The sequence below is a fragment of the Caulobacter endophyticus genome, from assembly GCF_003116815.1.
GTDB classification, from domain to species: Bacteria; Pseudomonadota; Alphaproteobacteria; order Caulobacterales; family Caulobacteraceae; genus Caulobacter; species Caulobacter endophyticus.
Genome location: NZ_QDKQ01000071.1, coordinates 222729 through 245847 on the forward strand (window position 1 = coordinate 222729; position 23119 = coordinate 245847).

20 protein-coding genes are annotated in these 23119 nt (G+C 69.0%); 8 read left to right on the forward strand and 12 right to left on the reverse strand.

Annotated elements, in window-relative coordinates:
* Positions 1–4: 4 nt before the first annotated feature.
* Positions 5–1912, reverse strand: a complete 1908-nt coding sequence (gene mdoH, locus DDF67_RS22395; RefSeq protein WP_109455004.1) for a glucans biosynthesis glucosyltransferase MdoH — start codon at positions 1910–1912, stop codon at positions 5–7.
* A 239-nt stretch (positions 1913–2151) separates the two neighbouring features.
* Positions 2152–3306 (reverse strand): cystathionine beta-lyase, encoded by a 1155-nt coding sequence (metC, locus tag DDF67_RS22400; RefSeq protein ID WP_109455005.1) that lies wholly within the window; start codon positions 3304–3306, stop codon positions 2152–2154.
* A 156-nt stretch (positions 3307–3462) separates the two neighbouring features.
* Between metC and DDF67_RS22405 the strand changes: the two genes are divergently transcribed.
* The gene (locus tag DDF67_RS22405; RefSeq protein ID WP_233247738.1) at positions 3463–4008 is read left to right on the forward strand and encodes a hypothetical protein; all 546 of its coding nucleotides are present in this window, start codon (positions 3463–3465) and stop codon (positions 4006–4008) included.
* A gap of 916 nt (positions 4009–4924) precedes the next feature.
* Here the strand turns inward: DDF67_RS22405 and DDF67_RS22410 are convergent.
* The 8 genes from DDF67_RS22410 to DDF67_RS22445 all read right to left on the reverse strand — a co-directional run bounded on the left by DDF67_RS22410 (position 4925) and on the right by DDF67_RS22445 (position 12214).
* The gene (locus DDF67_RS22410) at positions 4925–6418 is read right to left on the reverse strand and encodes a GDL motif peptide-associated radical SAM/SPASM maturase (protein ID WP_109455006.1); all 1494 of its coding nucleotides are present in this window, start codon (positions 6416–6418) and stop codon (positions 4925–4927) included.
* 87 nt (positions 6419–6505) lie between these two features.
* Positions 6506–6682 carry a DUF1843 domain-containing protein gene (locus DDF67_RS22415; RefSeq protein WP_109455007.1) on the reverse strand — a complete coding sequence of 59 codons (177 nt, stop codon included), beginning with the start codon at positions 6680–6682 and terminating at the stop codon, positions 6506–6508.
* Between the two features lie 5 nt (positions 6683–6687).
* Positions 6688–6861, reverse strand: coding sequence for a DUF1843 domain-containing protein (locus DDF67_RS22420; RefSeq protein ID WP_082656637.1), 174 nt, complete (start codon positions 6859–6861; stop codon positions 6688–6690).
* 234 nt (positions 6862–7095) lie between these two features.
* A complete protein-coding gene (gene sseA / locus DDF67_RS22425) occupies positions 7096–7950 on the reverse strand; it encodes a 3-mercaptopyruvate sulfurtransferase (protein ID WP_109455008.1) in 855 nt (284 codons plus the stop codon).
* 78 nt (positions 7951–8028) lie between these two features.
* The gene (locus DDF67_RS22430) at positions 8029–9027 is read right to left on the reverse strand and encodes a cysteine synthase A (protein WP_109455009.1); all 999 of its coding nucleotides are present in this window, start codon (positions 9025–9027) and stop codon (positions 8029–8031) included.
* A 114-nt stretch (positions 9028–9141) separates the two neighbouring features.
* Positions 9142–9426 carry a hypothetical protein gene (locus DDF67_RS22435; RefSeq protein ID WP_058348305.1) on the reverse strand — a complete coding sequence of 95 codons (285 nt, stop codon included), beginning with the start codon at positions 9424–9426 and terminating at the stop codon, positions 9142–9144.
* A 13-nt stretch (positions 9427–9439) separates the two neighbouring features.
* Positions 9440–10666 carry an SAM-dependent methyltransferase gene (locus tag DDF67_RS22440; protein WP_109455010.1) on the reverse strand — a complete coding sequence of 409 codons (1227 nt, stop codon included), beginning with the start codon at positions 10664–10666 and terminating at the stop codon, positions 9440–9442.
* Positions 10667–10753: 87 nt separating this feature from the next.
* On the reverse strand, positions 10754–12214 hold the full coding sequence (locus tag DDF67_RS22445) for a cryptochrome/photolyase family protein (RefSeq protein ID WP_408608631.1): 1461 nt from the start codon (positions 12212–12214) through the stop codon (positions 10754–10756).
* A gap of 77 nt (positions 12215–12291) precedes the next feature.
* On the opposite strand from DDF67_RS22445, the gene kdsA reads away from it, so the two are divergent.
* The 4 genes from kdsA (at position 12292) to DDF67_RS22465 (ending at position 17160) form a co-directional block, all read left to right on the forward strand.
* Positions 12292–13158: a 3-deoxy-8-phosphooctulonate synthase gene (kdsA, locus tag DDF67_RS22450; RefSeq protein ID WP_109455012.1), complete on the forward strand. Its 867-nt coding sequence runs from the start codon at positions 12292–12294 to the stop codon at positions 13156–13158.
* Between the two features lie 184 nt (positions 13159–13342).
* Positions 13343–14344, forward strand: coding sequence for an ADP-glyceromanno-heptose 6-epimerase (rfaD, locus tag DDF67_RS22455; protein ID WP_109455061.1), 1002 nt, complete (start codon positions 13343–13345; stop codon positions 14342–14344).
* A gap of 11 nt (positions 14345–14355) precedes the next feature.
* Positions 14356–15594, forward strand: coding sequence for an FAD-dependent oxidoreductase (locus tag DDF67_RS22460; RefSeq protein ID WP_109455013.1), 1239 nt, complete (start codon positions 14356–14358; stop codon positions 15592–15594).
* Positions 15595–15681: 87 nt separating this feature from the next.
* Positions 15682–17160, forward strand: a complete 1479-nt coding sequence (locus DDF67_RS22465; protein WP_109455014.1) for an OB-fold domain-containing protein — start codon at positions 15682–15684, stop codon at positions 17158–17160.
* 7 nt (positions 17161–17167) lie between these two features.
* Here DDF67_RS22465 and DDF67_RS22470 read toward each other — a convergent pair whose 3' ends face one another.
* Positions 17168–17554 (reverse strand): type II toxin-antitoxin system VapC family toxin, encoded by a 387-nt coding sequence (locus DDF67_RS22470; RefSeq protein WP_199229316.1) that lies wholly within the window; start codon positions 17552–17554, stop codon positions 17168–17170.
* Entirely contained in the window at positions 17551–17811 is a 261-nt protein-coding gene (locus DDF67_RS22475) for a type II toxin-antitoxin system VapB family antitoxin (protein WP_109455015.1), read from the reverse strand. The genes DDF67_RS22470 and DDF67_RS22475 overlap by 4 nt, the downstream gene beginning before the upstream one ends.
* 57 nt (positions 17812–17868) lie before the next feature.
* Between DDF67_RS22475 and DDF67_RS22480 the strand changes: the two genes are divergently transcribed.
* The 3 genes from DDF67_RS22480 (at position 17869) to lon (ending at position 22990) form a co-directional block, all read left to right on the forward strand.
* Entirely contained in the window at positions 17869–19071 is a 1203-nt protein-coding gene (locus tag DDF67_RS22480; protein WP_109455016.1) for an acetyl-CoA acetyltransferase, read from the forward strand.
* A 32-nt stretch (positions 19072–19103) separates the two neighbouring features.
* Positions 19104–20243: a DUF3089 domain-containing protein gene (locus DDF67_RS22485; protein WP_109455017.1), complete on the forward strand. Its 1140-nt coding sequence runs from the start codon at positions 19104–19106 to the stop codon at positions 20241–20243.
* Between the two features lie 347 nt (positions 20244–20590).
* Positions 20591–22990 carry an endopeptidase La gene (lon, locus tag DDF67_RS22490; RefSeq protein WP_109455018.1) on the forward strand — a complete coding sequence of 800 codons (2400 nt, stop codon included), beginning with the start codon at positions 20591–20593 and terminating at the stop codon, positions 22988–22990.
* The last annotated feature ends 129 nt before the right edge of the window (positions 22991–23119 follow it).

Here is a 23119-nt window from a genome sequence, read left to right on the forward strand (position 1 = left end):
GGCTTCAGGCCGTCGCCATCGCCGTCGCGCCGTCTTCCTCCCCACGCACCCGAAGCTGCGGCCCGGCCGGCCGGCCATAGGCCTCGCGCAGCAGGCGCGAGGGCGAAAGCTCGCACGGCGCCGTCAGAAGGCCACGCCGGCGCAAGGCCAGGCCCCAACGGGCGCTGCCGGTAAGCACCGAGGCGGCCGGGGCGATGATCAGGCCGATGGCGGCCGGCAGGATCCAGACGCCCAGCGTCGGCCCGGCCAGGGCGGCGCAGGCCAGCAGCACGCAGCCTGCGACGATCTCGGGCGCATGGCGCTTTAGGGCTTCGCGCCACAGCGTTCCCTCGGCCTCGCGGCGCTGAGCCGCCCAGCCGGAGTCGCGGCCCGCCAGGATGTCGACCAGGCAGCGGGCGTGGCCGAACAGGATAGCCGGCGCCGTCAGGGTCGAGTGCAGGGTCTCCACCGCCACCGAGACCAGCAGCGGCCCGACGCCGCCGAAGCCCTCGGCCTTGCCCTCCTTGCAGGTCAGGATTACGGCCAGCAGCTTGGGCGCGAACAGGAAGCCCAGCGAGACGGCAAAGGCCGCCGCCGCACCCTCGACCAGGAAGAGTTCGGCCCGCGCGCCGCCCAGAACGGGGAAGGCGGCCAGCATGGCGCTGAGCACGACCAGCAGCAGCCACACCGGGGCCAGCGCATAGGCCAGGGCCCCGCGCAGCAGGTGCAGGCGGCTGACCGGGTGCAGGCCCTTCACGCCCAGGATGCCCAGATGCTGCAGGTTGCCCTGGCTCCAGCGGCGGTCGCGCACCAGCATGTCCGAGAGGGTGGGCGGGGCTTCCTCGTGCACGTCCTCCAGCGACGGCGCCATGCGCACGGCCCAGCCGCCGCGCCGCATCAGGGCGGCCTCGACGAAGTCGTGGCTGAGGATCGCGCCGCCGAACGGCGCCTTGCCCGGCAGGTGCGGCAGGCCGCAGCACTCGGCGAAGGCCTTGGTGCGGATCATGGCGTTGTGGCCGAAATAGTTGGCCTCGGCGCCGCTCCACCAGGCCAGGGCCCAGGTGGCCAGGGGGCCGTAGACCCAGCTGGCGAACTGCTCGGCGCGGCCGAACAGCGTGGTGCGGCCAACGATCGTGGTGCCCGCCTGCAGCACGCCCAGAGCAGCGTCGGTTTCCATCGCCCCGGCCATGCGGCGCAGCGACTTGGCGCTGATCAGGCTGTCGGCGTCCAGCACCGCCATGCATTCGTAGGCCCCGCCGAAGCGGCGCACCCATTCGGCCAGGTTGCCGGTCTTGCGGTCGGTGTTCTGCTCGCGGCGGCGGTAGTAGAGACGGGTAGGCGAGGGGCCCGAGCGCGCGGCGATCACGGCAAGGCGCTCGGCCTCGGCGATGTCGGGATCGCGTGTGTCGCTCAGCACGAAGACGTCGAAGGTCGACGACAGGCGCTCGCGATCGAGATCGGCGCGCATGGCCTCGATCCGCGCGAATACGGCGGCGACGTCCTCGTTGTAGATGGGCGCCAGCAGGGCGACCTTCTTGCGCAGGTGCGGCGGCGGATCGTCCAGCCGTCGCTCCCAGGTGTAGGGGTTCAGCGCGAGCTGGAAGCCGCCCAGGGCCGCGGCGCAGGAAAAGCCGGTCCACGCCAGCAGCACGGCCACGAGCAGGGCGTCGATCCATTCGAGCAGGGTGACGCCGCCGGCCGTGAAGGCGTCCAGCATCGTGGTCAGGCCGAAGGCGAAGGCCAGGATCGTGAAGGCGCCCAGGCCCAGCCGCCGGCGCTGGCGAGAACGGGCCAGGCGACGCCAGCCGACGTCCGGCGCCGACAGCTCGCGAACGGGCATGTCCAGCGCGGATTCGGCGGGAAGCCAGGCCGCCGGCGGCGCCTTATCGGAAGCGTTGCAAGGCGGAAGCCGGTCGGCGAGGCGTATGTCCATCAAGGGTCCTTTCGCGCGAAGAACCCTCACGGCGACGATCAGTTGCGATGCGAAGGAAATATAACCATGGTCAAGTTTGCAGGACCGTGGCCGCGCGTATGTACTGCTGAATAACTTCGCATATTCAGCCGTTTGGGCATAATCTGGCCCCGCTTGCGGCGAGGGTGTGGCGCCATGTTGCGGTGCGGAAACAGTCGGGTCCGCGAGCCGCAACCCCCGCCTGGTCGCAACGTCGGCGATCAGGCCGCCGCCAGGGCCCTGAAACCGCGCTCCAGGTCGCCGATCAGGTCGATCGGATCCTCCAGCCCGATGTGCAGGCGCAGCAGGGGACCTTCGAAGTTGACCGGTGTGCTGCGGCTCTTCAGCTGCGGATCGCAGTGGATCGCCAGGCTCTCGAAGCCGCCCCATGAGAAGCCGAGGCCGAACAGGGTGAGCGCGTCGAGGAAGGCGTGCACCGAGCGCTGGGTCGTGGGTTTCAGGACTACGCCGAACAGGCCGCAGGCGCCGGAGAAGTCGCGCTTCCAGATCGCGTGGCCGGGGTCGTCGGGCAGGGCGGGGTGCAGCACGCGGGCGACCTCGGGCCGCTGCTCCAGCCAGCGGGCCACCGCCAGGCCGTTGGCCTCGTGGCGCGGCATCCGGGTGGCGAGGGTCCGCAGGCCGCGCAGCATGGTGTAGGCGTCGTCGGGCGAGACCGACCAGCCCACGTCCCACATGGCGTTGCCCAGCTCGTCGCCGATCACCGGGTCCATGGTGGTGGCGCTGCCCATGAAGCAGTCCGAATGGCCGCCGACATATTTGGTCAGGGCCTGGACGCTGATGGTCACGCCGTGCGCCAGCGGCTTGAACAGCAGGCCCGCGCCCCAGGTGTTGTCGATCAGGGTGAGGATGCCGCGCGCCTTGGCGGCCGCGGCGATGGCCGGCACGTCCTGCATCTCGAAGGTCAGCGAGCCCGGCGCTTCAAGCAGGATCAGCCGGGTGTTGGGCTGGGCGAGGGCCAGCAGGGCGTCGGCGTCGAGGGCGGGGTCGTAGTAGCGGGTGGTGACGCCGAAGCGGGTGAGGAAGCGGTCGCAGAAGCGGCGCGTGGGCTTGTAGGCGCTGTCGACCACCAGCACGTCGTCGCCGGCCTTGAGCACCGCCATCATCGCCCCGGTGATCGCCGCCAGGCCCGAGGGATAGAGCGTGACGTCCGGCGAGCCTTCCAGCTCGGCCAGGGCCGCCTGCAGCGCGGCCGGCGAGGACAGGCCGGTGATGCCGTAGGTCAGCTGGCTGTCGTCGTACAGCGAGGCGGCGCTGGGCATCAGCACGGTCGAGCCGCGCTGGATCGGCGGATTGACGGTTCGCGCCAGCGACGGGGCCTGCAGGCCCGAGCGGATCAGGCGGGTCTTTTCGTCCATGGCGGCGGGGACTCGTGCGTACGGATGGAACCTGTCGTTTAAGGGCGGCGGCGCTCCCGGTTCAAGGACTGGATCAACGTCATGGCGAGCGGGGCGGGGAATCTGCCATTCAGGGCGGCGCGCGTCGGCGGGGGCCGGCGTCTTCGGGGAATTCACATGCGACTTCGATCCATGCTCGCGGCGGTCTTGTGCCTGGCCCAGGCGCCGCTGCTCGCCGCCGGCGGCGCCCATGCGGCCGAGGATCCGCCGCCGACCCCGCCGCCAGTCGAGGTGGAGGCGCTGGCTGGCTGCTGGAAAGGCCAGGGAACAGTGATGGGCAAGCCGGTGACGATCGCCCTGAAGGCTGCGCCGATCGTCGGGGGCGCGATGATGCTGGTCCAGGCCGACAGCGCCGCCAAGGCCGATCCGACCGACGCCTATGCCGCCCACCTGCTGCTGGGCGGGCGCAAGACCAAGGCGGGCGAACCCGCCGCCATCGTGGGCCTCTGGGCCGACAGCTTCGGCGGCGACGGCGCCTCGCAGGGAGCGGGCAAGGTGACGGCGGACGGCTTCGAGGTGACCTATCCGTATGGCGAGACCGCTTTCGTCAATCGCTGGGTCCGGTCCGGGGAGCATCTGGGCTGGTCCATCGTCATGCGCGGCGCGGGCGGCAAGGAGCAGGGCTTCGCGAGTTATGAGCTGGACCGGGTCGGCTGCCCGTAGAGGGGGCGTCAGGATGCTCCCTCTGAAGGGGGAGCTGTTGCGGAGCGATCGAGGGGGCTGACCTTATCAGGGACTTCCCCCTCCGGCCCTTCGGGCCACCTCCCCCTTCGGGGGGAGGATCTTTGGGTACAGGCTCGCGCTCTCATGCGGCTTGCCGCTGAGTGGATGGAGAGGGCGCGGGGCGTCCGGGCCTCGCCCGGATGTGTTTGTTCTAAGTACCGTTTCGACGAAGCAGAACGCCCCGCGCGATCGTTTGTCCTCAGGCCGGGGCGCGCAGGCCTCTTCCGCCTTTGACCCCTTCCCCATGCAGTGCGCCCCGTTTGTTGGCGGCCAGGCGTGCATGGCGGCGCGGACCCTTGGACGGGCGGAAGGCTAAGTCGGCAGCCTCCCGATGGATGGGTTTACGTCCCCCATCCTCATTTAAGCCTGGCCCGGCCCTGCTCACGCAGCTCCGGCGGCCCCGCTCGATCGCGTCCACGTCGCCGCTTCGGGCCGGATCCTTGCGCCCTCTCCCTGCGACGGGACCCAATGATTATGCGGCGGGATTCAGCGCGTCTGATCCAGGCGTTTGAGAAAGTTGCAAGTGGCTGGATTGGTTCAGGTCTTTGCGCCGAACGCCGGGGATCCACGCTGCTCTATCCCCGTCTGACCCACCTTCCGTAAAATCCCCGCGAAAGCGGGGACCCAGGTGTTTTCTGAAACGCGCGGCGCTCGACGATAAAAAGCCTAGGTCCCCGCTTTCGCGGGGATTTTGCGGGTGGGGTGTGGTCTTGCTCCGAGAGGGCTGCCAGCCCTGCCCAAGCTGGGGACGGTAATCCTTAGCGCCGACGCTGCCCCCTCCGGCCCTTCGGGCTGCCTCCCCCTTCAGGGGAGGATCTTGGGAGGCGCCTTCTTCGTCCTTCGGATCTTGTCGCCGCTACTCCGCCGCCGCCGCACCGCGCATGCCGCCCATTATCCGCTGCGCCTGCTCGATCAAGGACCGTCGGCGCTCGGCGGCCTGGGCGTGCTGGCGTTCGACCTCGGCGAGGTCGGCGGCGCAGTGGGGGCAGTCGGTCTCGTGGGGCCAGACGTACTGGTCGCAGGAGCGGCAGACCTTCAGCCGGGGCGGAAGGGCGCCGCCGACGGCGGTGCGCTGGCGGTGGGCGATGTGCACGCGGGCCGGATCGCGGACGGGCAGGGGAACGGCCTGGGCGCCGGGTATGGCTTCGCGGACCAGGGCGAACTCACCGATGGCGAAGCTGTCGGGCGGGGCGTCCTTGACCTTGGTTACTCGCTCGCGCCAGCCGTGGCGGGCGAGGTCGAGGACCCGGTGGTGGCAGTAGGGGTTGTTGCCGCGCTTGCCCAGCAGCGACTCCGAGGTCCAGGTGCAGCCGGCCCGGCAGACGTCGGCGTAATAGCAGGTGCGGCAGTAGTCGTAGAGCTCCTCGACGTCGCGCACGCGGCCGAAGGCGATCTTTTCGCTGTAGCGCCAGATGTCGGCGAGGCTCATCTCGCGGACGTTGCCGGCGGCGTAGAGCGAGGTGGCCAGGGACGGGCAGCCCTTGATCGTGCCGTCGGCCTCGATGCCGATGCCGCCCTGGCCGGCCGCGCAGCCGTTCCAATGGTCGGCCTCGTCGCCCAGGCCCCGCCACATACGCTCGTAGGGGCCGAAATAGCCGACATTGTTGCCGACGATCATCAGGAGCCCCCGCTCCAGCCCCTCGCGATAGAGCCTGGCCAGGAGCGGCATGACGTCGAGCAGCTGGTAGGGCTGCAGCAGGAGGTCGGGATTGTCGACGGCGTTGCCCATGGCCACGGTCAGCTGGATCTGCCAGTGGGTGGCGCCGGCCTCGATGATCCGCTCCATCAGCTCGGGCAGGTGAGCGGCGGTCTCGGCCCCGATCTGCGTGTTGACCGAGACGGCCAGGCCCCGGGCCTTGGCGCGCCTCAGGGCGCTGATCGCCTGGTCGTAGGAGCCTGGCACGCCGCGCACCCGGTCGTGCAGGTCGGGCAGGCCGTCGATCGACACGCCGATGCCCTGCAAGCCGGCATCGGCCGCCTCGTCCAGGCGCTTGTCGGTGAGATTGCGGGCGCCGGTCTGGACGGCGGTGCGGATGCCGTGCGAGCGGCTGCGGCGGATCAGCTCGATCCAGTCGCGGCGCAGATAGGCCTCGCCGCCGATCAAGGTCAGCTCGCGCGTGCCCAGGGCGGCCAGGTGGTCGATCAGTTCCAGCGCCTCGGCCGGGTTCAGCTCGTCGGGACGCGGCCGGCCGGCGCGCGAACCGCAGTGCTGGCACTTGAGATTGCAGGCGAGGGTGACCTCCCAGACCACGTGGACGGGGGTCAGCTGCTCATAGTCCTCGTCCGTGCGGAAGCGGACGGACTTGCCTTCCGGGCTGGTCCGAACGGCGGGCGGCAAGGTGTCGGTCATGCGCGCTTTTCCCCCGAACGCGATGGGCTGGCCCCGAAACGCGATGGGCGGCGGCGTCGCCGAAGAGGCGCCGCCGCCCGCGCCTGACTAGCTCTTGCGGCCTTCGAGCTTGGCGATCTCGAGCTTGAGCAGCGGCAGCAGGGTGGCCACATCGCCGTACTCGGCCAAGTGGGCCTCGGCCGCGGCCTCGGCTTCCTTCAGGCGCGAGAGGTCGCCCGAGGCGATGGCGTCGGTTACGGCGACGCCGTAGGGCTTGATGTTCATGCGGATCAGGCCTCGGCTTTGGCGATTTCGAGCTTCAGGGCGGTCAGCAGCGTGGCCACGTCGCCGTACTGCTGCAGGTGGGCCTCGGCCTCGGCGGCCAGCTTCTTCAGCTGTTCGAGATCGCCGGAGGCGACGGCGTCGGTAATGGTGACGGCGTAGAGCGGTCGGAACGACGACATGGCGTTTTCTCCCCACGGGCGCGCCGGCGGCTCCGCCGGTCGCGCGGTTGCGTGCTCGGCGCGGGCTGCGCGCCGATGGTCGTTAAGCTGACGGGCACTGGCGGGGAGAGGCGCGCGGCGTGGCCGCGATCCAAGGCGGTGCGGGACCGACCCCCAACACGTCGAGGGTCGGCCACGGAATGCGCCTTGTCAATCCAGGATTGTATATCCTGAGCGTGTAATCTTTGGGTGTTTTTACACAGCCGGCCCGGTCGCGACCGGGGCGTCGTCGCGCCCGCCCCATTCGGTCCACGAGCCGTCGTAGACGGCGGCCCTCGGCTTGCCCAGGCGATTCAGTGCCAGCGACACGACCGAGGCGGTGATGCCCGACCCGCAGGTGGTGGCGATCGGCTTGTCGATGTCGACGCCGGCGTCGGCGAAGACGGTCTTCAGCTGGTCGGCGGGCAGCATGGCGCCATCGGGACCCAGCAGGGCCGACAGCGGGATGTTGCGCGAGCCGGGAATGTGGCCGCTGGCCAGGCCCGCGCGGGGCTCGGGAACCTCGCCGTTGAAGCGCGGAGCCGCGCGGGCGTCGATCACCTGCTCGCGGCCGGTCTCCAGGTTCTTCTTCATCTGGTCGAAGGAGCGGACGAGGTCGGCCTGCAGGCGCGGGGTGAAGTGGCGCTCCTGCGGGACGGCGGGACCGTCCTCAAGCGGGCGGCCCTCGGCGATCCACTTGGGCAGGCCGCCGTCCAGCACCACGACGTCCTCGTGGCCCATCACGCGGAAGTTCCACCACACGCGGGCGGCCGGCAGGATGCTGGTGCTGTCGTAGACGACGATGCGCGAGCCGTCGCCGAGGCCCAGCTTGCGCACCCGCGAAGCGAACTTCACGCCGCTGGCCAGCATGTGGGGCAGGGGCGAGGTCTCGTCGGAGATCTCGTCTATGTCGAAGAACACCGCGCCGGGGATGTGGCCGGCCTCGAACTCGACCTTCGGATCGCGCGGCGTGCCGGGCATGAACCACGAGGCGTCGACGATGCGCACGTCCGGGGCGTCGAGATGGTCGGCCAGCCAGGCGGTCGAGACGAGCGGATCGGCGTGGGTCATGGCTGGCCTTTCGGATTTAGGCGCCCTGATCGGGCGGCGGCAACTTCACGTGCGTCGCAGCCCCGCGCAAGCGCGCCTTTACAGCCAGGGCGGGGTCGGCAGGCCCTTCTCGGCCAGGAAGGCGGGGTTGAAGAGCTTGCTCTGGTAGCGCGAGCCGTGGTCGCAGAGGATGGTCACGATGGTGTGGCCGGGGCCAAGGTCGCGGGCCAGGCGCACGGCGCCGGCGACATTGATGCCCGTCGAGCCGCCCAGGCACAGGCCCTCGTGCTGCACCAGATCGAAGATCTGCTGCATCATCTCCTCGTCGGAGACGCGGTAGGGGTGGTCGATGGCCAGGCCTTCGAGATTGGCGGTGATCCGGCCCTGGCCGATGCCCTCGCTGATCGAATTGCCCTCGGCCTTCAGCTCGCCGGCGGCGTACCAGTTGTAGAGCGAGGCGCCGCCCGGGTCGGCCAGGCCGATCTTCACCTCCGGCTTGCGCTCGCGCAGGGCCTGGGCCACGCCCGCCAGGGTGCCGCCCGAGCCGACCGCGCAGATGAAGCCGTCGACCTTGCCGCCGGTCTGCTCCCAGATCTCCGGGCCGGTCGTGTCGTAGTGGGCCTGGCGGTTGGCGACGTTGTCGAACTGGTTGGCCCAGATCGCGCCGTTGGGCTCGGTCCTGGCCAGTTCCTCGGCCAGGCGGCCGGAGTAGCGGACGTAGTTGTCGGGGTTGGAGTAGGGGGCGGCGTCGACCTCGACCAGCTCGGCGCCGAGCAGGCGGATGGCGTCCTTCTTCTCCTGGCTCTGGGTGCGCGGGATGACGATGGTGGTCTTGTAGCCCAGCGCCGAGGCGACCATGGCTAGGCCGATGCCGGTGTTGCCGGCCGTGCCCTCGACCACGCGGCCGCCCGGACGCAGAAGGCCCTTGGCTTCCGCGTCGCGGATGATGCTGAGCGCGGCGCGGTCCTTCACCGACTGGCCGGGGTTCATGAACTCGGCCTTGCCCAGGATCTCGCAGCCGGTGGCCTCGCTGGCCCGGTTGAGGCGGATCAGCGGCGTATTGCCGATGGCGTCGAGAACGTTGGCGGTGACGGGCATGGTCGAAAATCTGCGGCTTCGCGCGAAGAGGCGCCGTTGGAGGCAACGGTAGATCGCGATGCGGCCGCCCGGATCAATCCAGTTTTCCTGAAAGCGGCGGCTTTCGGGCCAGGTTCAGTGGGCCGTGGGTTCGGTCTGGATGACGTTGAGCAGGGCAAGACCCCCAGCCGCCGCCGTCGCCGCGCACCAGGCGCCGCAGAGGCCGTCTATGCCCACCAGGCTGTTCTCGACCGCGTCGGCCATGATGCCCTCGGCGACCAGGGAGGACGGCTCGCCCAGCAGCTGGTTGTCGTGCAGTTCGCGGCACCAGGCGCCGACCGCCTCGACGGGGGTCTCGGCGTCGAACTGCGAGAGGTAGGTGCCGCCGTGATAGTCGAGGACCAGGGTGAAGAGCGACACTGGCAATGCTCCTCTAGCTCTTGGCCAGGCCAAGCTGGACGACGTTGGTCCGCTCCGTGCGGAAACCGGCCTCGCAATAGCTGAGATAGAAGCGCCACAGCCGGCGGAAGCGCTCGTCGAAGCCCAGCGGCCGGATCTGGTCCCAGGCCGCCTCGAAGCGCCTGGCCCATTCGGCCAGGGTGTCGGCGTAGTCCTGGCCAAAGCGCCGCACGCCGTCCCAGGAAAGGCCGGCCTTGTCGGTCTCCTGGCGCAGGCGGGTCTCGCTGGGCAGCATGCCGCCCGGGAAGATGTAGCGCTGGATGAAGTCGGTGTGCCGGCGGTAGCGGTCGAACAGGTCGTCCTTGATGGTGATGATCTGCAGGCCGGCGCGGCCGCCCGGCGTCAGCACGTCGTGGATCTTGCCGAAATAGGTCGGCCAGTATTCCTCGCCGACGGCCTCGAACATCTCGATCGAGGCCACGCCGTCGAACTGGCCCCGCACGTCGCGATAGTCGATCAGCCTGATGTCGGCCTTTTCGGCCAGGCCCTGGTCGAACAGGCGCTTCCTGGCGAAGTCGTGCTGGGCGGGCGAGATGGTGATGCCGGTGACCTTGGCTCCGACCTCCCTGGCGGCGTACTCGGCGAAGCCGCCCCAGCCGCAGCCGATCTCCAGCACGTGCTTGCCGGGCGCAAGGCCGATGGACTGGGCCAGGGCCTCGTACTTGCGGGTTTGGGCCGCGTCGAGCGAGGCGGAGGCGTCCTTGTCGTAGAGGGCCGACGAATAGGTCATCGTCCGGTCCAGCCACTGGGAATAGAAGGCGTTGCCCAGGTCGTAATGGGCGTGGATGTTGCGCTTGGAGCCGCTGCGGTCGTTGCGGTTCATCCAGTGGAAGATGACGTTGATCAGGTGCATGACGGGATTACCCCGCACCAGCGCCGCCAGCTTGTCGAAGTTCAGCGCGAAGGCGGTCAGCACCGCCGACAGGTCGGGCGTGTCCCACTCGCCGGCCATGTAGCCCTCGGCGAAGCCGATGTCGCCCGAGGCGAAGGCGCGGCGGATGAAGCGATAGTCGCGGATGCGGACCACGGCGTCGGGGCCCGGCGTCTTGCCGTCGATGCGCAGCGGCTTGCCCGAAGGCAGGACGAAGGTGAGGGATCCGATCGCCCAGTTCTCGACGGCGATATGCAGCGCCGTGCGGAAGGCCGGCGGCGCGGCGCGGAGATCTTCGTCACGCCACGAGGCGGGCAAGGTGTCGGTCATCAGCGCTCCCAATCCCTTGAATGGGACAAGTAAGACCCCCGAAAGCCGAACTGTAAATGGGGCCGCTGGGCAACGTTCACCAGGGGATCATTCGTCGCCGGGCTCTCCCCTGAGCTGGCGATAGGCCTCCAGCGCCGCGGCCCTGGCGCGGGGATGGTCGACGACCGGTTTGCCGTAAACGGCCCTGGCGCCGGCGCTCAGGCGTTCGGGCGCGGCCCACGGCTGGTGGATCACGTCGGCCGGCAGGTTGGCAAGCTCGGGGATCCACTGCTTGACGTAAGTCCCCTTGGGATCGAACTTTTCGCCCTGGCCAATCGGGTTGAAGATCCGGAAGTAGGGCGAGGCGTCGGCGCCGCTGCCGGCCACCCACTGCCAGTTGCCGACATTGTTGGCCAGGTCGGCGTCGACCAGGGTGTCCCAGAACCAGGCCTCGCCCTCGCGCCAGTCGACCAGCAGGTGCTTGATCAGAAACGAGGCGGTGATCATCCGTACGCGGTTGTGCATGAAGCCGGTGGCCCACAGCTCGCGCATGCCCGCATCGACCAGCGGATAGCCAGTGCGGCCTTCCGTCCAGGCTTCGAAGCCGCGCGGGTTCTTCGACCACGGAAAGGCGTCGAATTCGGGTCGGAAGTTCTTCTTCGGAAGCTCCGGCCAGTGGAAAAGGATCGAGTGGTTGAACTCGCGCCAGCCCACCTCCGACAGGAACTTCTCGATCTCGCCGTGCGGGGCGTCGCCGGCCTCGGCGGCGTTGCGGGCGGCGGTCCAGACCTGGCGCGGGCCGATCTCGCCGAAATGCAGGTGGGGCGACAGGCGCGAGGTCGCCTCCAGGCCGGGGACGTCGCGGCCTTCGCCATAGCCGTCGACCGGGCCCGAGAGGAAGTCGTCCAGCCGCGCCAGGGCGCCGGCCTCGCCGGGCGTCCAGATGGAAAAGCCCTTCGACCAGTCGGGCTTCCTAGGATGCAGGCCCCAGCCGTCCAGGGCGTCGCTGTGGGGCCAGTGCTTGGGGGCTTCCAGCCGCTTGGGCGCGGCCTCGACCTCGACGTGGGTCAGGTGCGCGCGGGCCGCCCGCCAGTAGGGGGTGAAGACCTTGTAGGGCTGCCTGGAGCCGTTCTGTACGGTCCAGGGCTCGTTCAGCAGGCCGGCGATGCAGCTTTCCACCACTACGCCGTCGGCCTTCAGCGCCGTCTTGATCTCGGCGTCGCGGGCGATGGCGGCCGGTTCGTACAGGCGGTTCCAGGCGACGCCGGCGGCGCCCGCGTGGACGATCACGTCCTTTAGCACCTCCTGGGCCGGGCCACGCCGCAGGATGAGCTTAGAGCCGATGCTCTTGAAGCTCTCGGACAGCGCCCGCAGCGACTTGTCGAGCCACCACAGCGAAGCCGCGCCCATAGGCCGCACGCCGCTTGTCTCGTCGAGTATATAGAGCGGGATCACCGGCCGACCCGTGCCGGCGGCGGCCTTCAGGGCCGGATTGTCGGCCAAGCGCAGGTCGTTGCGCAGCCACACGATAACGGGTCCGGGGACGCCTGGATCGATCCGCACTTGCACCTTTCGGCCGTTGGGGCCACCTGTGGGGCCAATTCGGCGCCACCTTGTTCGCCACTCTCTAACTCGGAAGTCCCGCCTTGAGTCAGCCCGTCGCTCCCAACGCCGTCGTCGAAGTGAAGACGGAGACCGGCAAGGCCGTCCGCATCGGCAACGCCGAACGCCTGACCTTCATCGCTGGTCCCTGCCAGATGGAGAGCCGCCAGCACGCGCTGGAAACGGCCCACGCCCTCAAGGAGATCGGCGAGCGCCTGGGCGTCGGCCTGATCTACAAGACCAGCTACGACAAGGCCAACCGCACCTCGGCCACGGCGGCGCGCGGCATCGGCCTCTATGACAGCCTGCCGATCTTCCAGGAGATCCGCGAGGTCACCGGCCTGCCGACCCTGACCGACGTGCACGAGATCAGCCACTGCGATCCGGTGGCCGAGGCTGTCGACGTGATCCAGATCCCGGCCTTCCTGTGCCGCCAGACCGACCTGCTGCTGGCCGCCGCCAAGACCGGCCGGGCGATCAACATCAAGAAGGGCCAGTTCCTGGCCCCGTGGGACATGAAGAACGTCATCGCCAAGGTCACCGACGCGGGCAATCCCAACGTCATGGCCTGCGAGCGCGGCGCCTCGTTCGGCTACAACACGCTCGTCTCGGACATGCGCTCGTTGCCGATCATGAAGGAGATCGGCTGCCCGGTGGTGTTCGACGCCACCCACAGCGTGCAGCAGCCGGGCGGGCAGGGCACGTCGTCGGGCGGCCAGCGCGAGTTCGTGCCGGTGCTGGCCCGCGCCGCCGTGTCGATCGGCGTGGCCATGGTGTTCATGGAAACCCACCCCGACCCCGACCACGCCCCGTCGGACGGCCCCAACATGGTGCCGCTGAGCCAGTTCGAAGGCCTCGTGGCCGAGCTGCTGGAATTCGACGCCCTGGCCAAGCGCAAGCTGGCGGCTTGATCCTGGTCAACCTCTCCCATGGGGAGAGGAAGGGGCCCACCGCGTAGCGGTGGGAGGGTGAGGGGGTAAACCCTCACCGCTTAAACCCCTCATCCTCCCACGCCTGCGGCGCGGGCCCCTCCTTCTCCCTCTGGGAGAAGAGTGGTGGGGTTGCCCCTTGTATGGCGTGTGCCATAACCCGCCCATGTCCAGACGCATCGTTCTCGTCACCGGCGGCGCCGGGTTCATCGGCTCCAACATCGTCGCCAGACTGTGCGAGGATCCGGCGCTCGACGTCGTCGTCTGCGACTGGCTGGGCCAGGCGGCCGAGGGCAAGTGGCGCAATATCGCCAAGCACCCGATCGCCGACTTCGTCGCCCCCGAGCAGCTATTCGACTGGCTGGCTGTGCGCGGCGACGAGGTCGAGCTGGTCATCCATATGGGCGCCATCTCGTCGACGACCGAAGCCGACGCCGACCTGATCGTGCAGTCCAACTTCGTGCTGTCGCGCGACCTCTGGCGCTGGTGCGCCAGGAACCAGACGCGCCTGATCTACGCCTCGTCGGCCGCCACCTATGGCGACGGCACGCAGGGCTTCGACGGCAAGGACGACATCGACACCCTGATGGGCCTGCGCCCGCTGAACGCCTACGGCTGGTCCAAGGCGCTGTTCGACGTGTTCGCCGTGCGCGAGGCCGCCCGCGGCCACGCCCCGCCGCAGTGGGTCGGCCTGAAGTTCTTCAACGTCTACGGCCCCAACGAGGACCACAAGGGCGGCATGAAGTCGGTGGTCTGCCAGATCTGGCCGAAGATCCAGGCGGGCGAGGGCGTGCGGCTCTTCAAGTCGCATCACCCGGACTACGAGGACGGCGGCCAGCTGCGCGACTTCGTCTACGTGCGCGACGTGGCCGACGTGATCGCCTGGCTGGCCAAGAGCCCGCACGTCAACGGCGTCTACAACCTTGGCTCGGGCAAGGCCCGCTCGTTCAAGGACCTGGCCGAGGCGACCTTCGCCGCGATCGCCCGCGAGCCCGAGATCACCTATTTCGACATGCCCGAAGTGCTGCAGGGCAAGTACCAGTACTTCACCGAAGCCGACATGAGCCGCCTGCGCGCGGCCGGCTACAACGCGCCGATGACCTCGCTGGAGGACGGCGTGGCCGACTATGTGGCAGGCTTCCTGAACACGGACGATCCCTACCGCTGACGAGGCCCGCCATGCCCGCCGATCCCGCCGTCGTCGATACCGATTGCTGCATCGTCGGCGGTGGTCCGGCGGGGATGATGGCCGGGCTTCTGCTGGCCAGGGCGGGGGTGAGGGTCGTGGTGCTTGAGAAGCATGGCGACTTCCTGAGGGACTTCCGGGGCGACACCGTCCATCCTTCGACGATGCAGGCCATGGCCGACCTTGGCCTGCTGGATGACTTTCTGAAGCTGCCGCATACCGAGGTCCGCGCGCTGTCGGGCCAGGTCGGCGACGAGGTCGTCCACCTGGCCGACTTCAACGGCCTGAAGACCGCCGCGCCCTTCATCGCCCTGATGCCGCAGTGGGACTTCCTCGACTTCCTGGCAGACGCCGCGCGGCGCTATCCGACCTTCGACCTGCGCATGAACGCTCGCGCCGAAGGCGTGATCGAGCGCGACGGCCGGGTGGCCGGCGTCCGCGCCGCGACCCCCGACGGGCAGATGGAGGTCCGGGCGCGGCTGGTGATCGCCGCCGATGGCCGCCGCTCGCTGCTGCGCGACGCCGCCGGCCTGCCGGTCGAGGATCTCGGCGCGCCGATAGACGTGCTGTGGATGCGCCTGTCACGCAGGCCGGCCGACGATCCGGAGGCGCCGCTGGGGCGGGCGAGCGCCGGGCGGATGTTCGTGACCATCCCGCGCGAGGGATACTACCAATGCGGCTACGTCGCCGCGAAGGGCGGCTTCGAGGTCATCAAGGCCGCCGGCATCGAGGCCTTCCGTCGCGACGTCGCCCAGGCCGCGCCTATGCTCGCCGACCGGGTGGGCGAGCTTGCGAGCTTTGACGACGTCCACCTGCTGACCGTCGCCGTCGACCGGCTGACGCGGTGGTCGAAGCCCGGCCTGCTGTGCATCGGCGACGCCGCCCACGCCATGTCGCCGGTCGGCGGGGTGGGGATCAACCTCGCCGTCCAGGACGCCGTCGCGGCCGCCAACATCCTGCATGACGCCTTCGCCCTGGACGACGCGGCTCTCGACGAGCGGGCCCTGGCCGTGCAGCGCCGTCGCCTGCCGCCGACGAAGGCCATGCAGTCGCTGCAGGTGCTGATCCAGAACCGTCTGATCGGCGCCGCGCTCAGCGGCCGGCCCCTGAAGGCGCCTGCGGTGATGAAGCTCTTCGAGCGCTTTCCACGCCTTCGCCGGATCCCCGCCCGCGTGCTGGGCCTCGGCTTCCGCCTGGAGCGCGTAACCTCGCCCGACGCCTTCTCCGGTTGACCAAGGGGCACGCTTGCGGACCCTTGCCGCGCGCGTAACCTGAACCTCGATAAGTCGCCGGATAAGGCGTCGGTCAGGGAGTGGAACATGGTCGGCATCGCCGCCTGGGGCGCCTATGCGCCGCGTCTTCGCCTCAGCCGCAAGGCCGTCGTCGCCGCCAACGCCTGGATCGCGCCGGGCCTGGCCGGCAAGGCCAGGGGCGAGCGGTCCATGGCCAACTGGGACGAGGACGCCCTGACCATGGCCGTCGAGGCCGCCCGCGACGCCCTGGGGCCGGACGACGAGGGCAGGGCGGCCGTGAACGCGGCGATCTTCGCCTCGACGACCGCACCCTTCGCCGATCGCCAGAACGCCGGCGTCCTGGCCGCCGCCCTGACGCTGGAGCCCTCGATCGCCTCGGCCGACGTCACCGGTTCGCAGCGCTGCGGCCTGACGGCGCTCGGCCAGGCGCTCGACGCCGCCGCTTCGGGCAAGCGCGTGCTGGTCGCCGCCGGCGAGCATCGCCGGGCCCGCGCGGCCTCGCCCCAGGAACTGGATTTCGGCGACGCCGCCGTCGCCTTCGTCATGGCGCCCGATGGCGCCGCCGCCGAGTTCCTGGGCCGGGGCACGGTCACCGACGATTTCGTCGACCACTTCCGGGGCGCCGACGCGCAGTTCGACTATGCCTGGGAGGAGCGCTGGATCCGCGACGAGGGCATCGTCAAGCTGGTTCCGCCGGCCATCCGGGCGGCGCTTGAGGCGGCGAGGCTCGACGCCGCCCAGGTCGACCACTTCTGCTTTCCGTCGGTGTTCGCCGGCATGGGCGCGACCTTGGCCAAGGTTCTGGGCATCCGTCCCGAGGCGGTGCGCGACACGCTCGGCGCTCAACTTGGCGAAGCAGGCGCGGCCCATGGCCCGCTGCTGCTGGCCCATGCGCTGGAGGAAGCCTCGCCCGGACAGATCGTGCTGGTCGCTCAGTTCGGCCAGGGCGCCGAGGCCTTGCTTTTCCGCGTGGGCGATACCGCCGTCCGCCCGGCGCGCGGCGTCACCGGCTCGCTGGCCGATCGGCAGGAAGAGACCAACTACCTGAAGTTCCTTGTCTTCAACGACCTCGTCGAATGGGACCGGGGCATGCGGGCCGAGAAGGACAACAAGACCGCCCTGACCACCCTCTATCGCAACCGCGACCAGATCCTGGGGCTGGTCGGCGGCCGCTGCCGCGAGACCGGCGTCGTCCAGTTTCCGCGCACCCGCATCTCCGTGGCCCCCAACAATCCGGCCGTCGACACCCAGGAGCCCTACCGCTTCGCCGAGCGGGCGGCCCACGTGCTGACCTACTCGGCCGACTACCTGACCTTCTCGATGAGCCCGCCCAACCACTACGGCATGATCGTCTTCGAGGGCGGCGGGCGGATCATGCTCGACATTACCGATGTGGCCCCGGGCGAGGTCGAGACCGGCCTGCCGGTGAAGATGGTCTTCCGCATCAAGGACCGCGACGAGAAGCGCGGCTTCGTCCGCTATTTCTGGAAGGCTGCGCCCGACCGGTCGGCTATGGCGGCCGTCACGGCCCAGGCGGCGGAGTAGGGCGGTGTCAGATCGCCCGCGCGACGTCGGTGGCGGCGAAGTCCTCGCCCTTGAACAGCAGAGGCAGGCCGCGCGCCTTGGCCAGGGCGTAGGCGAAGCAGTCGCCGAAGTTCAGGCCGTGGCGGCCGGCGCCGTATTCGGCGAAGGCCCGTTGCGCGAGCGCCAGTTGCGGCTCGTCGAAGGGCTCCAGTCCGATCTCGAATTCGGTGACGAAGCGCTCGATGTTCTCGACCTCGGCCGGGCCTTTGCGGCGCAGGCAGACGATCTGAAGTTCAAGGCGGGTCGCGGTCGACATCACAAGCGCATCCGCGTCGGCCACCATTCTCATGAACAGGTCCGCCTCGGGCTCGCCCCAGAGGATGGCCAGCACCGCGGACGTGTCGAGGACGATCACTTCGGCAGGCCGTCTTCGTCGTACAGCAGCTCTTCGGGCGTTCGAGGATCGAGGACGGGAAGCGCGGCCGAACGCGCCTGCAGCTCGGCTATAAAGGCCAGCTTTTCCTCGCGCGTCTTGGGCCGTCGCCTGGGCGGCATGCGATCGAGTTCGGCGCGCACCGCCTGGGCGAAGACGTCGTGCAGGCTCAGACCCTTACGATCCGCCAGTTCCTGCGCCATGCGCAGCGTTTCCTCGTCGTGGATCACCATGCCCATGGCCTCGACGTTACACCCGATCAATACGCCCGAGAAGGCGAGCTGAAGGAGACCCCGATGGCCAGCGGCATCCGCGACAAGGTCGCCATTCTCGGCATGGGCTGCAGCAAGTTCGGCGAGCGCTGGGACGCTGGGCCCGACGACCTGATGGTCGAGGCCTATGTCGAGGCGATGAGCGACGCGGGCATCGAGGCCAGCCAGCTCGATGCGGCCTGGTTCTCGACCCACATCGACGAAATCGGCACGGGCAAGGGCGGCACGCCGCTGTCGATCGCCCTGCGCCTGCCCAACATCGCCGTCACCCGGGTGGAGAACTTCTGCGCCTCGGGCTCGGAGGCCTTCCGGGGCGCGGTCTACGCGGTGGCCGCCGGCGCGGCCGACATCGCCCTGGCCGTCGGCGTCGAGAAGCTGAAGGACACCGGCTATGGCGGCCTGCCGTTCGGCGCGCCCGGCACGCTGGCGCCGCAGGTCATGCCCAACGGCTCGGCGCCCGGCAACTTCGCCCAGCTGGCCAGCGCCTACCGCGCCAAGCACGGGGTCTCCAAGGAGGACCTCAAGCGCGCCATCGCCCACGTCTCGGTCAAGAGCCACGCCAACGGCGCCAAGAACCCCAAGGCGCACCTGAGGAAGCCCATCACCGAGGAGCAGGCGCTGAAGGCCCCGATCATCGCCGAGCCGCTGGGGCTGTTCGACTGCTGCGGGGTGTCGGACGGCGCGGCCGCCGCAATCGTCACCACGCCCGAGATCGCCCGGGCGCTGGGCAAGCATGACCTGGTCACGGTCAAGGCGCTGCAGCTGTCGGTCTCCAACGGCTACGAGAGCCAGTACAACGGCTGGGACGGCAGTCACTTCCACACCGCCCGCATCGCGGCGGGCAAGGCCTACAAGGAGGCCGGCATCGAGCGCCCGCGCGAGCAGGTCTCGATGATGGAGGTGCACGACTGCTTCTCGGTGACGGAGCTGGTCACCATGGAGGACCTGTTCATCTCGGCCGAGGGGCGGGGCTGGCGCGACGTGCTGGACGGCTTCTACGACGCGGACGGCGCGCTGCCGTGCCAGATCGACGGCGGGCTGAAGTGCTTTGGCCATCCGATCGGCGCCTCGGGCCTGCGCATGCTCTATGAGATGTACCTGCAGCTGCAGGGACGGGCGGGCGAGCGGCAATTGCGCGACCCGGTGCTGGGCATGACCCACAATCTCGGAGGGGCCCCGGCCAGCAATGTCTGCTCGGTGGCCATCATCGGGCGGGAAGGGGCGTAGTGCGACGCCCCGACCTGGTGTAGTCGAGACACATGTCGGGACGCTTCAAGGGCTTCAAGCGCTGGATCTTCGCAGGATGCGTCCTCGTGCTGGGGATCGTCCTGACGGCGGCGTTCTACTGGCGCTACGATATCCTGCGCACGACGCTGGACCCCAAGGTCCCGTTCCAGACCTACGACCCGCCGCCGGCCCCCAACTATGCCGATCCGGCCGCCTGGGCGCTGCTGCCGCGCGGGGCCACGGGCATGGACCGGGCCGCCGACGTGTTCTTCGTCCATCCGACCACCTTCGACGGCGGCCGCGACTGGAACGCGCCCTACGACCAACCCAAGGCCGGCCGCTATCTGAACCGCGTGGTGCTGCCCAACTACGCCGCGCCGTTCTCGCGCGTGGGGCGGATCTTCGCGCCCCATTATCGCCAGGCCAGCCTCTACACCTTCCTGACCCTTCGCGACGACGCCCGCGAGGCGCGCCGCTTCGCCTATGGCGACGTGCGCGAGGCCTTCCGCGCCTGGCGCGACCACTACGATCAGGGCCGGCCGCTGGTGCTGGTCGGGGTGGAGCAGGGCGGCAGCCTGCTGGCCCGCCTGATCGCCGAGGAGATTGCGCCCAATCCCGCGCTCAAGGACCGCCTGGCCGGGGTCTACCTGATCGAGACCGCGGTGCCCGCCGACGAGTATGGCCCGGCCGCGCCCGTGCCTGCCTGCGTCCGCCGCGACGAGGCCGGCTGCGTGGTGGCCTGGGCCTCCCTGACCGACGGCGACTTCCAGAAGGCCCAGGAGTGGCTGGGCCGCTCGCTGACCTGGATGGGCGGCGACCAGCTGGAAAACCTCAACGGCCGCAAGCCGCTGTGCGTCAATCCCGTGCTCGGCGCACAGACCGACGAGCGCGCTCAGGCCAGGCTCAATCTCGGCGCTGTCAACGCCACCGGCCTGGAATGGGGCGCCCGTCCGGCCTTCCTCAAGCGCCAGGTCTGGGCCCAGTGCGAGAACGGCCTGCTGCACACCGGCCGGCCCAAGTCGGCCTCGCTGCGCGACACCGGCTCCTGGACCGATCGCCGCAAGGTCGACGGCTACAACCTGTTCTGGGCGGATATCGAGGCGGATGCGGCGGCCAGGGTGGCGGCGCTGGCCAAGCGGGCGCCGCCGGTGATCACGACGCCGAAGGCGTAGGGGTCGACACCGGAAGTCCTGGCCCCGAGCGGGAGCACCTTGGGGCCGGAGGCGATCTCGCAGCGGAGGCGTCACGCACGATCCTGCCGCTAGCCCTCCAGCCAAGCCGCCGATCCTGCCCCTTGCGTCAACCGCCCAGCTTGCTTTCCTGCAGCTTCGCCACCAATGCGCGACTTGTCGCCGCTGGGAGGCGAGCATGCTTGAACCAAGTCGCAAAAGGTCCACATAAATAACGACCATCCGCCCAGTCCCGGGCGGACGGACTGTACGACTCAGGCGCATCGTCTGAAGTGACGGCAGTCCGCATGGCGAGGCGCGGGGTTTGCGCGCCGGCCGGGAGTGAAAATATGTCTGAGATCCGTACGCTTCCTGTGTTGCCCCTGCGGGATATCGTTGTGTTCCCGCACATGGTGGTTCCGCTGTTCGTGGGCCGCGACAAGTCCGTGCGCGCCCTCGAGGAAGTAATGCGCGGGGACAAGCAGATCCTGCTCGTCACCCAGAAGAACAGCGCCGACGACGATCCGGCCCCGGCCGACATCTATGACGTCGGCGTGATGGCCACCGTTCTGCAGCTGCTGAAACTGCCTGACGGCACCGTCAAGGTGCTGGTCGAGGGCAAGGGCCGCGCCGCGGTCGTGCGCTTCACCGACCAGGAAGCCTATTACGAGGCCCAGGTCGGCGAGGTCAGCGAGGACCAGGGCGCGGGCCCCGAGGCCGAGGCGCTGTCGCGCGCGGTCGTCGAGCAGTTCGAGAACTACGTCAAACTCAACAAGAAGGTGCCGCCCGAGGCCCTGGCCGCGATCCCGCAGATCGCCGAGCCGGGCAAGCTGGCCGACAGCATCGCCGCTCACCTGTCGGTGAAGATCGGCGACAAGCAGCACCTGCTGGAAATCTTCGACGTCACCAAGCGCCTGGAGAAGATCTTCGCCCTCATGGAAGGCGAGATCTCGGTGCTGCAGGTCGAGAAGAAGATCCGCTCGCGCGTGAAGCGCCAGATGGAGAAGACCCAGCGCGAATACTATCTGAACGAGCAGATGAAGGCGATCCAGCGCGAGCTGGGCGACCCGGATGACTCGCGCGACGAACTGATCGAGCTCGAGAAGCGCATCAAGAAGACCAAGCTTTCGAAGGAAGCCCGGGCAAAGGCCGAGGGCGAGCTGAAGAAGCTGCGCAACATGAGCCCGATGTCGGCCGAGAGCACGGTGGTCCGCAACTATCTGGACTGGCTGCTGTCGATCCCGTGGGGCAAGGCCAAGAGCAAGAAGATCGACCTGGCCGAGAGCGAGGACATTCTCGACGCCGACCACTACGGCCTGGAAAAGGTCAAGGAGCGGATCCTGGAATACCTGGCCGTGCAGGCCCGGACCAATTCGTTGAAAGGCCCGATCCTGTGCCTCGTCGGCCCTCCGGGCGTCGGCAAGACCTCGCTGGGCAAGTCCATCGCCAAGGCGACGGGTCGCGAATTCGTGCGCATGAGCCTCGGCGGCGTGCGTGACGAGGCCGAGATCCGCGGTCACCGCCGCACCTATATCGGCTCGATGCCCGGCAAGGTCATCCAGTCGATGAAGAAGGCCAAGACCACCAACGCCTTCGTCCTGCTCGACGAGATCGACAAGATGGGCAGCGACTACCGCGGCGATCCCGCCTCGGCCCTGCTCGAAGTGCTCGATCCGTCGCAGAACTCGACCTTCGGCGATCACTACCTGGAGGTCGACTACGACCTGTCGCAGGTGATGTTCGTCACCACGGCCAACAGCCTGAACATGCCCCAGCCGCTGCTGGACCGCATGGAGATCATCCGCATCCCCGGCTACACCGAGGACGAGAAGCTGGAGATCGCCAAGCGTCACGTCCTGCCCAAGCTGGCCAAGGATCACGGGCTGAAGGACAGCGAGTTCGTTGTGCCGGACGCGGCCATCCGCGACCTGATCCGCTACTACACCCGGGAAGCCGGCGTGCGGTCGCTGGAGCGGGAACTGGGCAACCTGGCCCGCAAGACGGTGCGTGACCTGGCTCGCGAGAAGCTGACTAGCATCACCATCGACGACGCGCGCCTGGCCAAGTACGCCGGCGTCAAGAAGTACCGCTACGGCGAGACCGACGAAGTCGACCAGGTCGGCATCGTCACCGGTCTGGCCTGGACGGAGTTCGGCGGCGACATCCTGACCATCGAAGCCGTGAAGATGCCGGGCAAGGGCCGCATGACGGTCACCGGCAACCTCAAGGAGGTGATGAAGGAGTCGATCTCGGCGGCCAACAGCTACGTCCGCTCGCGGGCGACGTCGTTCGGCATCAAGCCGCCGATCTTCGAGAAGACCGACGTCCACGTGCACGTGCCGGACGGCGCCACGCCCAAGGACGGTCCGTCGGCCGGCATCGCCATGGCTCTGGCCATGGTCTCGGTGCTGACCGGCATCCCGATCCGCAAGGATATCGCCATGACCGGCGAGATCACCCTGCGTGGCCGGGTCACCGCCATCGGGGGTCTGAAGGAGAAGCTGCTGGCGGCCCTTCGTTCGGGCGTCAAAACTGTGCTGATCCCGCAGGAAAACGAGAAGGATCTCGTCGACGTGCCGGAAAGCGTGAAGTCGGGCCTGGAGATCATTCCGGTCTCCACGGTCGACGAAGTGCTGAAGCACGCGCTGGTCGGACCGCTGACTCCGGTCGAGTGGAGCGAATCGGAAGAGCCCCTTTCGGGCCCCGCCAAGGCCGACGACGCCGGGGACGACGCCGTTCTTACGCACTAACAGTAACTTATTGTTGATAAGTAGGGCGGCGCGGGATCTTTCCGCGCCGCCTTCGTTTGACGGGGCTTGCGAAGCCCGCATACTTCCACGCGAGCGAAGCGGCGTAAGCTGTTGCAGCGCCGCCGCTTA